Raw genomic sequence first — 15,806 nt, forward strand, 5'->3', positions numbered from 1 at the left:
TGGTGCCCAGGAGAAGACTCGAACTTCCACTTCCATACAGAAACTAGCACCTGAAGCTAGCGCGTCTACCAATTCCGCCACCTGGGCAACTTATCGTCGCCTCTGATATAAAGCGCTTGGCCGTATGTCAACAAACTTCGTCAAAAGAATTAAAGAATTTTACGGTTTGCTCTTGGCGTTGCTGGTCTAAGCGGGTAGATATTGGCATTAACAGAGGCATATTTGGCGCGCCAAATGAGCGGCGCAAGCAAAGGGATTAAGGAATGTCGGGGCATTTGATTACCATTTTTGGCGGGTCTGGGTTTATCGGTCGGCATTTGGTTGGTCGGCTGGCGGCGAAAGGGTATCAAATCCGTCTTGCCGCGCGTGATCCTGAAGTTGCCGCCCAGTTGATGACGCAAGGTGTTGTCGGGCAGGTTGTCGGTTTCAAGACGAATGTCCGGAATCAGCAGTCCGTCGACAGGGCGGTCGCGGGCGCGGACATCGTGATCAACCTTGTTGGCGTTCTGTATGAGAAGGGGGCGCAGAATTTTGGTCGCTTGCATGTGGATGCTGCGGAACGAATTGCGGTCGCCGCAAAGGCAGCCGGTGTAAAACAACTCATCCACATGTCGGCACTGGGCGCCCATAAGGATCATGAGGCGGCCTATGCGCGCAGCAAGGCGGTTGGGGAAGAACTGGCGGCGACTGAGTTTCCGGGCGCGACCATCCTTCGCCCATCGGTCGTGTTTGGCCTTGATGATGATTTTTTCAACCGCTTCGCCAGTATTCTGTCTCTTGCGCCGGCCTTTCCGCTTGCGGATGGCGGTAAGATGAAGATGCAGCCGGTCTGGGTGGAGGATCTGGCCGATGCCATCGTCCGGATTATTGAAACGCCGTCACAGCAAGGGAAAATCTGGGAGCTGACGGGACCGGATGTCTATAGCTTTAAGGAGCTTCTGGAAAAGGTTCTTGAGTTTACAGGCCGGAAATGCCTTCTTTTGCCCGTGCCGCCCAGCGTAATGTCTTTCATGGCGAGGTTCATGGCCCTTGCTCCGGGGCGGCCGCAATTGACACCGGATCAGGTTAAGCTTCTGAAGGAGGATAATGTCGCAAGCGGCGAGTTTCCGAACCTGCAGGATCTTGGCATTCAGCCGGCGACGATTAACGCTGTGGTGCCCGACTATCTAAGGCGTTATCGCCGGGGCGGCGGGTTAAACTCCGCCATTGCGTAAAAGGTCCGAAACGGACTTAAATTTTCGAAAAGCCTTGAAGATTTTACGTCTCCATGACAAAAATCCACAAGAGGCGATGAAATATAAGTCAGTAATATTGACTTATATCGATTTTTTTGCTGGCCTTTCTCTGGCAATTAGGTTATTCAAATCAATGGCTGTGAGATTCTGGATGCCTCGCGCATCTTGACGGAAAGCTTGGGTGAGAACTGCCGTTCCGCAGCTGTGTCTTATTTTGTAACTTGATCAACACTTAGTAGTTATTTGCTCGCGCCTTGCTGCCAAGGTTCGGGACGGGAACGTCTGATGACTGAAAAAATGCTGAAATTTGTCTCGCTGGAAAAGAAGATGCCAGCAAAGCGCGCAGCGGAGGCGCGGCGCCAGGACTTTGACGAGATTTATGATGAATTTGACAGTGGTCGGGCGACGGAACAGGCAAGTCGCTGCTCCCAATGCGGTATCCCCTATTGCCAGGTTCATTGCCCGGTCCAGAACAATATCCCGGACTGGCTGATGATGACCGCCGCTGGGCGTCTGGAAGAGGCGTATGAAGTCAGCCAGTCGACAAATAACTTCCCTGAAATCTGCGGCCGCATCTGCCCGCAGGACCGGCTTTGCGAAGGCTCCTGCGTGATTGAAAAGGGTTTTGAATCGGTAACGATCGGCGCCGTTGAAAAATATATAACCGACACTGCCTGGGAAAAAGGCTGGGTCAAACCCACGGTTCCCAGTGTGGAACGCGAACAATCCGTTGGCATTATCGGGGCAGGTCCGGGCGGTCTCGCGGCGGCGGATGAACTGCGCAAGCGAGGCTATCAGGTCCATGTTTATGATCGCTATGATCGCGTCGGCGGCCTCATGATTTATGGTATTCCGAGCTTTAAACTGGAAAAGGATGTGGTGGAGAAGCGTGCCAAGTTACTGAACGATGGCGGCGTTACCTTTCATCTAAATTTTGAGATTGGGCGTGATGCAACGCTTGCCGATCTTCGGGCGAAACATGATGCGGTTATCATTGCGACCGGAGTCTATAAATCGCGAGACATATTGATGCCGGGAAGCGGGCTTGACGGTATTGTGCCGGCGCTGGAATATTTGACGGCTTCCAACCGGAAGGGACTAGGTGATGCCGTTCCTGCCTTCGAGGATGGAACTCTAAACGCCTCGGGTAAGAATGTCGTTGTTATCGGCGGTGGCGATACGGCGATGGATTGCGTCCGTACGGCCGTGCGGCAGGGGGCGAAGTCCGTTAAATGTCTTTATCGCCGGGATCGCAAGAATATGCCCGGTTCCCTCCGTGAAGTTGTAAATGCGGAAGAAGAAGGCGTTGAATTCGTCTGGCTTTCCGCTCCGAAAGCGTTCCTCGGTGATGACCGTGTAAGCGGCGTCAAGGCAATCGATATGCATCTGGGTATTGCCGATTCCACGGGTCGTCAAGTACCGGTAGAAATTGACGGATCGGAGCATGATATACCCTGCGACCTTGCAATCAAGGCGCTTGGTTTCGATGCAGAGGATATTCCGCAGCTTTTCGATGAGCCGGGTCTGGAGGTGTCCAACTGGGGAACCATTTCTGTCAACTTCAAGACATCAATGACCAACCTTGAAGGGGTGTTTGCCATTGGGGATATCGTTCGAGGTGCGTCTCTGGTGGTTTGGGCCATTCGTGATGGGCGCGATGCCGCGCAATCTATCCACCGGTTCCTGAGTGAAAAGCAGATGAATGAACAAGCGGCACTGGCTTCGTAACGGAGTGGGATGAAAATGAAAAAGCAAATTGAAAATCAGCAAAGCAATCTCTCCGCCGGCGAAGAATTTGTGAAATCCTGGACGGATAACGCAGCTCACCTGCAAGCCAACGGGATGTACGATCCAGCAGAGGAAAAAGACAACTGTGGCGTTGGCCTTGTCGCTGCGATTGATGGTAAGCCGTCACGCGCTGTTGTTGCGGCCGGGATTGATGCGCTGAAAGCAGTCTGGCACCGCGGCGCTGTCGATGCCGATGGAAAGACCGGCGATGGTTGTGGTATTCACGTCCAAATTCCGCAGGGTTTTTTTAAAGAGCATATTATGCGGACCGGTCATGAGCCGATCGATGGCAAACTGGCTGTGGGGATGGTGTTCCTGCCGAAAACCAATTTCGAGGCGCAGGAAACCTGCCGGACAATTGTCGAGAGTGAAATTCTCGCCTTTGGCTATTATATCTATGGCTGGCGACAGGTGCCCGTGGATGCGAGCATTATCGGCGAAAAAGCCAATGCAACCCGCCCCGAGATCGAGCAGATCATGATCGCCAACACGCGCAGTGTCGATGATGACGAGTTCGAGCGTGATCTCTACATCATCCGGCGCAGGATCGAGAAAAAAGTCCTCGCGGCGCATATCAGCGGCTTCTATATCTGCACGCTCTCCTGCCGGTCGATCATTTACAAGGGGATGTTCCTTGCTGAGCAGTTGTCGAGCTTTTATCCCGACTTGCTGGATGAGCGGTTCGTATCAACTTTTGCGATCTATCATCAACGCTATTCGACCAATACATTCCCGACCTGGAATCTGGCGCAGCCATTCCGGATGCTTGCCCACAATGGTGAGATTAATACGATACGCGGCAACGTCAACTGGATGAAAAGCCATGAAATCCGGATGGTCTCCGACACCTTTGGGGACAAGTCTGATGACGTAAAGCCCATTGTTCAGGCGGGCAGTTCAGACAGTGCGGCCCTGGATGCCGTGTTTGAGGTTTTGGTTCGCGCCGGACGGAGCGCGCCAATGGCGAAAACACTTCTGATCCCGGAGAGTTGGGGCAATAAAGAGAATATGCCGAAAAAGCATAAGGCCCTTTATGCCTATTGCAACTCGGTGATGGAGCCTTGGGACGGCCCTGCCGCCGTCTGCGCGACAGACGGACGTTGGGTCATCGCCGGATTGGACCGCAACGGCCTGCGGCCGCTTCGTTATACGATTACTGGCGACAACCTGTTGCTGGTGGGGTCGGAGACGGGCATGGTGCCGGTCAATGAGTCCAAAATTACGCGCAAGGGCCGGGTTGGTCCGGGCGAAATGATCGGCGTCGATTTGAAGAAAGGCCGGTTCTATTTTGATCGCGAATTGAAGGACAAGATGGCCAATGCCAAGCCCTTTGAAAAATGGATCGAGAATACGGTTGATCTAGGCAGCCGGGTTGAAGGCGCCGACGAACCGCATCATTTTGGCCGTCAGGAGCTCCGCAAGCGACAGCTCTGTTCCGGTTGGTCGTTGGAGGATTTGGAACTGATCATTCAGCCAATGGTCGAGGACGGAAAGGAGGCCGTTGGTTCGATGGGCGATGATACGCCGCTTGCTGTTCTGTCTAAGCATTATCGCGGATTGCATCATTATTTTCGGCAGCGCTTCAGTCAGGTGACGAACCCACCAATTGATAGCCTGCGCGAACGCCGGGTTATGACTTTGAAAACTCGGCTTGGTAATCTGAATAATATCCTGGATGAAGACAAGAGTCAGGCGGAGATCCTATCTCTTGAATCGCCCGTGCTGACGAATGGCGAATTCGACGCCATGCAGACATATATGGGCGATACCGCACAAGAAATTGACTGCACCTTTGACGTCACGGACGGACCGGAAGCACTCTCCAAAGCGCTTCGCTATATCCGGGCGGAAGCGGAGAATGCTGTGCGCGGCGGCTGCGCCCATCTGATCCTGAGCGATATGAATACGGGAGCTACCCGCGCGCCCATTCCGTCAATTCTGGCGGCCGCTGGTGTTCATACGCATCTCGTGAGCGAGGGGCTTCGGACCTTTACCTCCATAAATATTCGTTCCGGCGAATGTCTGGATGTTCAGTATTTTGCTGTTCTCATCGGTGTTGGCGCAACAACGGTGAATGCCTACCTGCTGCAAGAAACGATTACGGATCGCCATGAACGGGGTTTGTTCCCCGGGCTTGATATCAAGACCTGCCTCAAGCGGGCGAAAGAGGCGGTTGATCAGGGCCTGCTGAAGGTCATGTCCAAAATGGGCATTTCGGTGATCAGTTCCTATCGTGGTGGCTATAATTTTGAGGCCGTTGGCCTATCCCGTGCGCTGGTGGCCGAGTTTTTCCCGGGCATGCCGTCACGTATTTCCGGCATCGGCCTTCCGGGCATTCAGCACAAAATTCTCGAGCAGCATGAGAAAGCCTATCGTGAGGATGTAATCAGCCTGCCTGTTGGGGGGCTGTACCGCTACAGAGCCTCCGGTGAGGTACATTCTTTCGATGGAGAGCTGGTCCATTTGCTACAGTCGGCCGTTGAAAAGGACAGCTACTCCCTCTATAAGAAATATAGCGAAGGGATGAGCAAGATGGCGCCGGTAAACCTGCGCGATCTGCTGGATTTCAAGTCACCGCGGCAGCCGGTCCCGATTGACGAAGTCGAGAGCATTACGGAAATTCGCAAGCGGTTTGTAACTGGTGCGATGAGCCTCGGCGCGCTCAGCAAGGAGGCGCATGAAACGCTCGCCATCGCCATGAACCGGATTGGTGGCAAGTCCGATAGCGGTGAGGGCGGCGAAGATGTGAGCCGGTTCAAGCCGCGCCCCAATGGTGATAATCCCAGCTCTGCAATTAAGCAAATAGCCTCGGGCCGGTTTGGCGTAACGGCGGAATATCTTAATAACTGTGAAGAGATTGAGATTAAGATTGCCCAAGGTGCGAAGCCCGGCGAAGGCGGGCAGCTTCCTGGCTTCAAGGTGTCTGAAATGATCGCGAAACTGCGGAACTCAACGCCGGGCGTGACCCTGATTTCGCCGCCGCCGCATCATGATATCTATTCGATTGAGGATCTGGCGCAGCTTATTTATGACCTGAAACAGATCAATCCTGAGGCGCGGGTCTGCGTCAAGCTGGTGGCAGAGGCGGGGATCGGTACGGTTGCTGCGGGCGTCGCCAAGGCGAAGGCGGATGTCATCATGATTTCCGGAAACTCCGGCGGCACTGGTGCAAGCCCACAGACATCGCTTAAATATGCGGGTGTCCCGTGGGAAATGGGCCTGCCGGAAGTCAATCAGGTGTTGACCCTGAACAAACTGCGCCATGGGGTGCTGCTTCGGGTTGACGGCGGGATGAAGACCGGTCGCGACATTGTCATCAGCGCCATGATGGGCGGTGAGGAATATGGCCTTGGCACGGGCGCACTGGTTGCGCTTGGTTGTATTCTTGTGCGGCAATGCCATTCCAACACCTGTCCGGTGGGCATCTGCACCCAGGATGAGGACTTGCGCAAGAAATACGAAGGGAATGCGGACAAGGTCGTCAATCTCTTCAGCTTCCTTGCGGAAGAGGTGCGCGAGATTCTGGCGCAGCTTGGTTATCGTTCCTTGCAGGAGATTATCGGACAGAGCAGCCTGCTCTCCCAGGTCAGCCGTGGCTCGGCGCATCTTGATGACCTCGATCTGAACCCATTGCTGGCGGAAGCCGATGCGGGGAATAACCCCAGATATTGCGTCAATGAGGGGCCGGTCCCTGTTCCTGAAACACTGGACGCGCAGATGATCATGGATGCCGCGAGCGTCTTCACCAAAGGCGGTGAGAAAAAGCAGCTTGCCTACAGCATTCGCAATACGCATCGGGCGATCGGCACTAAGCTGTCGTCCCGGATTGTGCGGGCATTCGGGATGACCGGACTTGAACCCGGCCATATTACGGTGCGCTTGCGCGGCTCCGCCGGACAGTCTCTCGGTGCCTTCGCGGTTCAGGGCCTGAAGCTGGAAGTGCTGGGCGATGCCAATGATTACTGTGGTAAGGGCTTGTCTGGCGGGACGATCGTGGTTCGGCCCGTTACATCCAGCCCTCTTAAGTGGAACGAGAACGCTATTATCGGCAATACGGTTCTCTACGGGGCAACATCGGGTGAGCTCTATGCTGCCGGACAGGCAGGTGAGCGGTTTGCGGTTCGTAATTCTGGCGCTACTTCAGTAGTTGAAGGATGCGGCACCAATGGCTGTGAGTATATGACGGGCGGCATGGTGGCAATTCTTGGTGCTGTCGGTGATAACTTCGGCGCCGGTATGACCGGGGGTATGGCCTTTGTCTATGATGTCGATGATGTCCTGCCGGTCCATATCAACGACGAATCCGTTGTCTATCAGCGGCTCGCGTCCAGCTATTGGGAAGGTGTTCTGAAAGAGATGATTGCGGAGCATGCCGAAAATACCCATTCTAAGTTCGCCCAGGCGTTACTTGCCGATTGGGGATGGGAGCGGGATCGCTTTTATCAGGTCTGCCCCAAGGAGATGCTGAACAAGCTGGCGCATCCAATATCCGATGAGGTGGAACAGCAGCGTGCCTAGGTACTCAATTCACGCAAAGAAAAAAGCCGGGATATCATCGTCCCGGCTTTTTTAATGGGTAGAATTTTCCCGCAAAGGGCCGGAAATGCCGCCACAATTACAGATTCTCGTTAATCGATGGCGGTTGATAACGGCTATGTTTTGGCATGGTGTTTGCTTTGTTTCAGATAGTAAATGTCGAAACATCCTGACAGGAGAACCCAAAATGGAAAATTTAGCAGCTTTTGATACGGGTGATATCGGAGCTCTGCCGCCTAAATTTGCGGATCCGATAATCAGTACAGAATATGTAAAATGGGCGGCGCGGCGGTTCATTTTGATCTATGGGGAGGAGGCGCCGGAAATGGCCCTCAAACAGGTTACGCGTCTTGACCGGCTTGGGAAAATTCGCGTTGCAGAAATGTTTGACCGCATTCGTCGTGAATGTGCGCGGCTCCTGAAACGGAGTGAAAACCTCAGGATTTATCCCGTCAACTAACTAACATGCCGGTCAATACAAACTTTTTGTAAAATCCTCCAATCAACCTATTCTACAATCCATGCGCATGGGGTAATGTCGCCCCATGCGTACACTCTATCATTTTTGGATATCTCCTGCCTGCCGCAAGGTGCGACTCGCTCTTGCCGAAAAAGAGCTTAAGTTCGAGCTAAAAATCGAAAAGCCATGGGAACGGCGCCCCGGCTTGCTTGCCCGAAATCCCGCAGGGGAAGTTCCGGTGCTGATCGATGAAAACGAGATTACATTGGCTGACAGCCAGGCAATTTGTGAGTATCTGGAAGAGACGTACGAGGATGTTCGCCTGCTCCCCGAAGACCGGCTGGAGCGCGCGGAAACAAGGCGCCTTATTGGCTGGTTTGATCGAAAATTCTTTGGGGAGGTAACCGATAATCTTGTCGAAGAAAAGATCATGAAGCGGCTCACGAAATCGGGGACACCGAATACGGCCGCCATCCGCGCCGGTCACCACAATATTCATTATCATCTTGAATATATCACTTATTTGGTGGAGCGGCGCTCCTGGCTGGCGGGTGATGAATTCAGCCTTGCCGATATTTCTGCCGCGGCGCAGCTTTCCAGCGTGGATTATCTCGGCGATGTTCCGTGGGAGCAGCATCCCGTCGCCAAAATCTGGTATGCGCGGGCAAAATCGCGGCCAAGTTTCCGCGCGATTCTCGCGGATAATTTGCCGGGAATGCCCGCCCCCTCTCATTATGCCGACCTCGACTTCTAATCCCCTGCAAAACCCGGTCGACAAGAGCGAATTGCGCGCGGCGGCGCTGGCTGAAGGGTTTGATGCGGTTGGCTTTGCGTCCGCTGATTTCGGCGCGCTCCCCGGGGAGCATTTGGCAGAATTCATTGTAGCAGAGCGACATGGCGACATGGACTGGATTGTCGAGAAAGCGGACCGGCGCAGCCATCCTCAGGCGCTTTGGCCGGAAGCAAAATCGGTTATCATGCTAGGCCTCAATTACGGCCCGGAGATTGATCCGCTTGCCTATACAGAAGAGAGCGAGCGCGGGGTCATTTCCGTCTATGCACAAGGCCGGGATTATCATGATGTCGTCAAGAAGAAGCTCAAACGTATCGCCCGCGCCATCGTCCGGGATTATGGCGGTGATGTAAAAGTCTTCGTCGATACCGCACCGGTAATGGAAAAGCCGCTGGCGGCGATGGCGGGGCTCGGTTGGCAGGGAAAGCACACCAACCTCTTAAGTCGGGAATTCGGTTCCTGGCTCTTTTTGGGGTGCATTTTCACAACCCATGAGATTACCCCCGATGAACCGCTTGATGGGACTTGCGGTTCTTGTACAGCGTGTCTTGATATCTGCCCGACGAAAGCCTTCCCTGCGCCGTATCAGCTTGATGCGCGGCGCTGCATCTCCTATCTCACGATTGAAACGAGGGCACATATCGAGCGGGAGATGCGACCCCTGATCGGCAACCGGATTTATGGTTGCGATGATTGCCTGGCGGTATGTCCCTGGAACAAGTATGCGAAAACGGCACATGAGTTGAATCTCCAGCCCCGACCGGAGCTGATTGCGCCGTCGCTTGCCGAGCTTGCAACGCTCAACGATGCGGCATTTAGGGCACTTTTTTCGGGTTCGCCCGTCAAGAGGCTGGGGCGGAATCGCTTTGTGCGCAACGTCCTGATTGCAATCGGAAACAGTGGTGAGGCATCTTTTCCGGATGTGGTGACCCCGCTTCTTAAAGACGATTCGCCTATTGTGCGGGTTGCCGCAGTCTGGGCGCTGGGACAATTGGTCCCGCCTGAGGTTTATAGCTGCTATCGCGATAATCTGATAGGAGATGAGCGGGATGCGGCCGTACGGGAAGAATGGAATTTAAGCGAAGGAAGCAGAAATGAGCAGGCTTGAGAGTTTTATTCGGCGCGTCAGTGCGCAGCGCGATTGCCTGAACCATGCCGCCGCTATCGTCAAAGGTAATCCGGGTAGCGTATTGGAGCTTGGCCTTGGAAATGGGCGGACGTTCGATCACTTGCGCAGCCTGATGCCGGAGCGGGATATCTATGTGTTCGACCGGCATGTGAAAGCACATCCGGACTGTATCCCGGACGAAGAGCATATGATCGTCGGTGATTTTCTGGAGACTGTTCCGACCGCCCTTGACAAGATGACGGAAAGGGCCGTTCTTGCCCATTGCGATATTGGTTCTGGCGACAAGGCGGCCAGCGTGGCGCTTGCTACCGCGCTTGGCGACAGCCTTCCAAAGCTGCTCGCTCATGGCGCTATAATCGTTAGTGACCAGCCATTTGAGGTGAATAGCTGGCAGTCCTGCCCCCTTCCAGAAGGCGTGGCCGAAGGGCGCTATCACATATATCGTCAGATGTAATCGGTGCTATTGGGCGAGATAGCCGCCATCGGCAACAAACTCTGCGCCCGTCACAAACGCCGCCTCATCGGAGGCGAGATAGAGGATCATCGACGCGATTTCCTCTGGTTTGCCGAGGCGGCCAAGCGGATGAGATTTCTTTAATCTTGTTTCTTCCGCTTCTCGTTCTGCCGCCGCGATTTTATCGAACCGTCGCATAACCATGGGCGTTTCGATATATCCCGGATGCACCGAATTGACGCGCACATTATATCCCTTGTTTGCGCATTCAATCGCTGCCGCCTTGGTGAATAATCGCACGCCGCCCTTGCTTGCGGCATAGGCGGATATATTGGACATGCCGACAAAGCCGAGAACGGAAGAGATATTGACAATGGCGCCGCCGCCCGTGTCCTTCATGCTGTCAACGGCAGCCTGTGTGCCGAGGAATGTACCGTCGAGATTGATGGATATTGTCTGACGCCAGAAATCAAAACTCATATCGAGAAGGCCTTTGGCGCGTCCGATTCCGGCGGAATTGACAAGAATATCAAGCTGCCCCCAACGGTTGGTGACGGCCTCCACCACGGCGTGCCATTCGTCCGGATCCACCACATCAAGGTTTTGATAGAAGGCGTCATGGCCCGCTTTGGTGAGTTCCTCCGCTAGCTTCCCGCCTTTATCAGGGTCGATATCGGTAAGCGCCACTTTTGCGCCTTCGCGGGCGAAGCGTTCTGCGGTCGCCCTGCCAATGCCCGAGGCTGCGCCTGTGATCAGTGCGATTTTTCCTTCAAGGCGGCCATTTTTTTGTGATTCTTGCGCCATGCTCCCCTCCCTTTTTATTATTATTGTCTAACTTTGCCGCAAGCCTCTGCCTTCGGCAAGCCTTAAACGTCGGAAGACTTTGACAACAAGGTATAGGTCACAACGGGTGTATGGCCTTTCAGTTCCGCTTCTCCCTGCGGTTCCAGCCTGAATTTGCCGCCCAGCAATTGCGCAGTCGTTTCAGAAATAAGAATGTCACCCGTCTGGACCGTTTGTTGAAGACGCGCAGCGATATTCACGGCATCGCCCCAGATATCGTAGGAATATTTACTGTGGCCGATGACACCTGCGACGACTGATCCCGTATTTATTCCGATTCTCAAACCGAGCGATTCCGTTGATTGCCCGGACAACTCATTTACATGGGTCATGATTTCCAGGGCAAAGGCAGCAGCTTCTATAGCACCGGTTCTCACATCTCCGTCAAGACCGCCGCAGACCATATAGGCATCACCGATGGTTTTGATTTTTTCCAAGCCTTGCCGACTAACAATGTTGTCGAAATGAGAAAAAATCTTGTCCAACAAGGTGACCACCTCTTCTGGCGGACGGTTCATTGCGTAGCTGGTGAAACCGGAAATGTCCGCAAACAGGATTGTGACATTGTCCAGCCGGTCGGCAATTGGTTGCTGGTCCTGTTTAAGGCGCTCGCCAATGGCTTCGGGCAGCATGTTGCGGATCAGATTTTCGCTGCGCTGCCGTTCTTCCGCCAGCAGAGCGAAGGTTTTCTCCTTCTGGCTAACAAAATAGATAAGCAGGACGAAGGCAACGATGGAAACGCCGCTTAAATTCATCACAAAAAGTATGGTAACCAACTCGGGCGGCAGTCCGATTTCCGGTGCCGTTGCCGGAAAATTGATGGCGGCACCGATCAAGAGCAAGAGGATAAAGGCAACAAACCAATATGTCGACTTTTTTCGATTGGCGAAAAGCAGCGCCCCCATGGGGCTCATCAATGACCAGACAATCACGGCTGAGGAATTAATGAAGCCATCGAGTTCGAGCATGACCAAGAAGGGCAGCATGAGAGTGAGGAAAAGCTGACTCTCCCGGAGCAGTCGGAAGCCTCTTTCCTTTCGGAAAAGAATCAGTGTGCTAATGGAAATGAGGGTAAAGGCCCAGGCGATGGCGGCGACCCTGTATTCCCCGAAATAGGCATAGATGCCGCCCCATAAAAACGCGGGTATCGCCATCATTACAGCGCAGAGTACGAGAAGTCGGTGTGAGAGTTCCGTATCTCTTATGCTTGTGTCGCCCGCGAGTAGCCGCGGGTTTTCTTCGATCTTTTCTTTCTGGCTCATCAAAGGATTATCCTGTCAAATACCGACATCGACAAGCCCAGACGATGCGCAGCCTATTGTAAGCCAGAAAAATCAAAATCGACAATGACGGGCGCATGGTCCGAGGGTTTTTCCCAGTCGCGGGCATCCAGAGTAATATTCATCCCCTTTAAATGGGATTTAAGTGCAGGCGTTACCCAGACATGATCGAGCCGGCGCCCCCGGTTTGACGCGCGCCAGTCGCGCGCGCGATAGCTCCACCATGAATAAAGCGGCTCCGGCTCCGGCACGAAATGGCGCATTGCATCAATCCAGTCATGGGAGCCATAAATTCGTGCCATATGCTCCACCTCTATCGGTGTATGGCTGACGACCTTCAAAAGCTGTTTATGGTTCCATACATCGGTTTCAAAGGGGGCCACGTTGAGGTCTCCCACCAAAATCAGCTTGTTGCTGTCCGCCCGGCGCTCCGTGAAGCAATCGGCCATCTCTGTCATGAAGTCCAGCTTATGCGCAAACTTGTCGTTCAGTGACACGTCCGCTACATCGCCGCCCGCCGGAACATAGAAGTTATGCAGCTCCACTCCGTTTTCCAGCGTAACCGCGAGATGCCGTTTGTCATCCTTTCCGCACCAGAGCCGGCTATCGGTCGGAACAAAAGGCAATTTCGAGAAGATCGCCACCCCGTTATAGCTTTTCTGACCCGCGATGGCATGATGCGCAAATCCCATTTTTGCAAAGGCTTTGAGAGGAAAATCATTGTCCGTCACCTTGGTTTCCTGAAGGCAGAGAATGTCGGGTTGGTGCTCTGCCACAAATTTTTCCACATGGGCGAGGCGGGCACGGACGGAATTGACGTTCCAGGTGACAAGGCGCAAATCGTTCATTATTGCTCTTTCTTGGGATTTCTCAGAATATATTAAAGCTACGGCCTGTTATGGCGATTGGCCAGTGTCCCTGTTCAAACAGCTTGTATTTCAGTGCGAAGGGATGAGCATCCTCTTCTCCGGCCGCAAGGACAAGTGCGGCCTGATGGCAACTTTGAAGGGCGGAACCGGATGCCGCACGAATAAGCTCCTGGTCTTCGATCCCGGCGTCTTCCGCTATCGCCTCCACTGCCCTCGAAACTACGTCGGATGCCGTCGCGGAAACCTGGGTGAGGGCGAGGTTTAAATCATCCTCGCTCATGAGTTCGAGTGCCATGGTCGTCAGGCCCATGCGGAGTTGCTCCTCCGCCTCCCACCAGTCGCTGTTAAATTCCGGGTTGCTTGCCGCATAGGCCGCATCCTCCCAACTTTCCACTTCGGCGACAAAGGCGTCGGGAAAGCCGAGCAAATCCATATAGTCGCGGGCGGCTGTCAGGGACTCCTGCTCCAAAGGCTCTCCCACGTCCTCAAACCAGGGAATGGAGGGGATGAGCTTGTTAAAGCGAACAACGGAAATCAGGGTCGGATAGTCTTCGATATCGGGAAGGTCTTCATCGAAATCGTCGTCATAATCCATGTCAGTCTCTCGGTTAGTCAGCATGCCGGACTATGTAACACGGATTTGTCTATCGCTTCATATTTATTCGTAGTCACTGTCGAAGAAGGTGAAGAGCTCCGGCTTCAGCTTGATGTTTTTTACGACCTTGCCGAGGCTGATACTCGTGACCTGGCCTTGGGCGTCAGTCACCAGCCATTGCCGCAATTGCAGCGGATTATCACTGAAGATCAGGACAATATTTCCTTCATCCGGGTTATCCGTATCGACGATGGTCAGGCGCAGGGTGTTGGCGTCATGCTCAACCTTTGTCACTGTGACATCACCGCTCAGTTGGACATCTTCCTCAAGCAGAATGCTAACCGGGGTCGCGGAAAGCGGCAAACGGGTTGTCTCTTTCAGCTCCTTGTCGTGAAAGACAAGCCAGAGGCCATCGGCAACGACCAGAATTTGCGCAGGTGGCTTATATTCAAAGCGCATCCGTCCGGGTTTGCGCATATATACCGCGCCTTCGGCAATACCACCCGCAGAGTCGATCTGCAGGAAATCCGCCTGCATGGATTTAATGGTGTCTAGATAGGCTTCGACACGCGCGATTTGCGCCTGCTCCTCCGTAGCCGGTGCCGCCAGGGCAGGGGATGCCGCTGCTGTCGCGATACATACCGCTAAAAGGATTTGGGCCGTATTTCGTATAAAACGCATGACGTCTCACTTCAGGTTTAATCTTGTTCGCCGGGGTTGTTCCCCTGATATGGGAATAGCGCGACAAAATGCCAGCAAATTGACGCCCGCCTAACGTTCCCGATCATCAATGTCGCGGGCCAGAACTTCGCGTTTCCCGACATGATTTGCCGATCCGATCACGCCCTCTTTCTCCATTTGATCGATGATGCGCGCGGCGCGGTTATAACCGATTTGCAAATGCCGCTGCACGAAACTGGTGGAGGCCTTGCGCTCCCGGCAGACCAGCTCGACGGCGCGATCATAGAGCTCATCGCCCGAACTGCCACCTGAACCGCCCCCGGTCATCCCGTCGAATTCACCCTGATCCTCTTCGGTGACTTCCTGCTTATAGTCCGGCTCGCCTTGCGCTTTCAGGAAGTTGACGACTTGTTCAACTTCCTCATCAGAAACGAACGGTCCATGGACACGCTGCACGCGCCCCGCCCCCGGCATATAGAGCATGTCACCCTGACCGAGAAGCTGCTCCGCTCCCTGTTCGCCCAGCACGGTCCGGCTGTCGATCTTGGATGTCACCTGGAAACTGATACGGGTCGGGAAGTTGGCCTTGATCGTACCGGTGATAACATCAACCGACGGACGCTGCGTTGCCATGACCACATGAAGCCCTGCAGCACGGGCCATCTGGGCAAGGCGTTGCACCGCCACTTCGATATCCTTGCCGGCCACCATCATCAGGTCTGCCATTTCATCGACGATAATCACGATCATCGGCAATGGCTCCGTATCGAGGGCGCGCTCCTCAAATACAGGTTCGCCGCTGGCAGCATCAAAGCCTGTCTGCACAGTGCGCTTCAGCACTTCACCCTTTTTCTGGGCTTCGCGGATGCGCTGGTTATAGCCATCGACGTTACGCACACCCAGCTCCGCCATCTTGCGATAGCGGTTCTCCATCTCCTTGACCGCCCATTTAAGTGCGACAACAGCCTTGCCAGGTTCGGTCACCACCGGCGCCAGCAGATGCGGGATGCCGTCATATACGGAGAGTTCCAGCATCTTCGGGTCGATCATGATAAAGCGGCATTCATCCGGAGATAGCCGGTATAGCAGCGACAGGATCATGGTGTTGACGGCGACAGATTTACCCGAACCTGTTGTGCCGGC

At 54.1% G+C, this 15,806-nt stretch carries 13 protein-coding genes and 1 tRNA gene; 7 read left to right on the forward strand and 7 right to left on the reverse strand.

Translation table 11 applies throughout. The features are described from left to right. Nucleotides 1-87, reverse strand: a tRNA-Leu gene (locus P1U71_RS15995). Between the two features lie 176 nt (nt 88-263). On the opposite strand from P1U71_RS15995, the gene P1U71_RS16000 reads away from it, so the two are divergent. The 7 genes from P1U71_RS16000 (at nt 264) to P1U71_RS16030 (ending at nt 10,395) form a co-directional block, all read left to right on the forward strand. After that, complete coding sequence (locus P1U71_RS16000) at nt 264-1,214, forward strand: complex I NDUFA9 subunit family protein (RefSeq protein WP_301106637.1); 951 nt, start codon at nt 264-266, stop codon at nt 1,212-1,214. Nucleotides 1,215-1,520: 306 nt separating this feature from the next. Beyond that, nucleotides 1,521-2,963, forward strand: coding sequence for an NAD(P)-dependent oxidoreductase (locus tag P1U71_RS16005; RefSeq protein ID WP_301106638.1), 1,443 nt, complete (start codon nt 1,521-1,523; stop codon nt 2,961-2,963). Nucleotides 2,964-2,978: 15 nt separating this feature from the next. Beyond that, a complete protein-coding gene (gene gltB / locus P1U71_RS16010; RefSeq protein WP_301106639.1) occupies nt 2,979-7,541 on the forward strand; it encodes a glutamate synthase large subunit in 4,563 nt (1,520 codons plus the stop codon). Nucleotides 7,542-7,746: 205 nt separating this feature from the next. Next, nucleotides 7,747-8,019 carry a hypothetical protein gene (locus tag P1U71_RS16015; protein ID WP_301106641.1) on the forward strand — a complete coding sequence of 91 codons (273 nt, stop codon included), beginning with the start codon at nt 7,747-7,749 and terminating at the stop codon, nt 8,017-8,019. Nucleotides 8,020-8,104: 85 nt separating this feature from the next. Beyond that, a complete protein-coding gene (locus P1U71_RS16020) occupies nt 8,105-8,773 on the forward strand; it encodes a glutathione S-transferase family protein (RefSeq protein WP_301106642.1) in 669 nt (222 codons plus the stop codon). After that, nucleotides 8,754-9,920, forward strand: coding sequence for a tRNA epoxyqueuosine(34) reductase QueG (gene queG / locus P1U71_RS16025; protein ID WP_301106643.1), 1,167 nt, complete (start codon nt 8,754-8,756; stop codon nt 9,918-9,920). The genes P1U71_RS16020 and queG overlap by 20 nt, the downstream gene beginning before the upstream one ends. Further along, the gene (locus P1U71_RS16030; RefSeq protein WP_301106644.1) at nt 9,907-10,395 is read left to right on the forward strand and encodes a class I SAM-dependent methyltransferase; all 489 of its coding nucleotides are present in this window, start codon (nt 9,907-9,909) and stop codon (nt 10,393-10,395) included. The genes queG and P1U71_RS16030 overlap by 14 nt, the downstream gene beginning before the upstream one ends. Nucleotides 10,396-10,401: 6 nt before the next feature. On the opposite strand, the gene P1U71_RS16035 is transcribed toward P1U71_RS16030, so the two are convergent. The 6 genes from P1U71_RS16035 to P1U71_RS16060 form a co-directional block, all read right to left on the reverse strand. Next, nucleotides 10,402-11,199 carry an SDR family NAD(P)-dependent oxidoreductase gene (locus tag P1U71_RS16035; RefSeq protein WP_301106645.1) on the reverse strand — a complete coding sequence of 266 codons (798 nt, stop codon included), beginning with the start codon at nt 11,197-11,199 and terminating at the stop codon, nt 10,402-10,404. 62 nt (nt 11,200-11,261) lie between these two features. After that, a complete protein-coding gene (locus tag P1U71_RS16040) occupies nt 11,262-12,500 on the reverse strand; it encodes an adenylate/guanylate cyclase domain-containing protein (protein WP_301106646.1) in 1,239 nt (412 codons plus the stop codon). A gap of 53 nt (nt 12,501-12,553) precedes the next feature. Beyond that, nucleotides 12,554-13,357, reverse strand: a complete 804-nt coding sequence (xth, locus tag P1U71_RS16045; protein ID WP_367281211.1) for an exodeoxyribonuclease III — start codon at nt 13,355-13,357, stop codon at nt 12,554-12,556. A gap of 31 nt (nt 13,358-13,388) precedes the next feature. Then, nucleotides 13,389-13,982 (reverse strand): hypothetical protein, encoded by a 594-nt coding sequence (locus P1U71_RS16050; protein ID WP_301106648.1) that lies wholly within the window; start codon nt 13,980-13,982, stop codon nt 13,389-13,391. Nucleotides 13,983-14,045: 63 nt separating this feature from the next. Beyond that, the gene (locus P1U71_RS16055) at nt 14,046-14,663 is read right to left on the reverse strand and encodes an outer membrane lipoprotein carrier protein LolA (protein ID WP_301106649.1); all 618 of its coding nucleotides are present in this window, start codon (nt 14,661-14,663) and stop codon (nt 14,046-14,048) included. 90 nt (nt 14,664-14,753) lie between these two features. Next, the coding region (locus tag P1U71_RS16060) for a DNA translocase FtsK (RefSeq protein ID WP_301106650.1) at nt 14,754-15,806 on the reverse strand (1,053 nt) is incomplete at its 5' end.

Source organism: Sneathiella sp. (assembly GCF_029233945.1).
GTDB lineage: Bacteria > Pseudomonadota > Alphaproteobacteria > Sneathiellales > Sneathiellaceae > Sneathiella.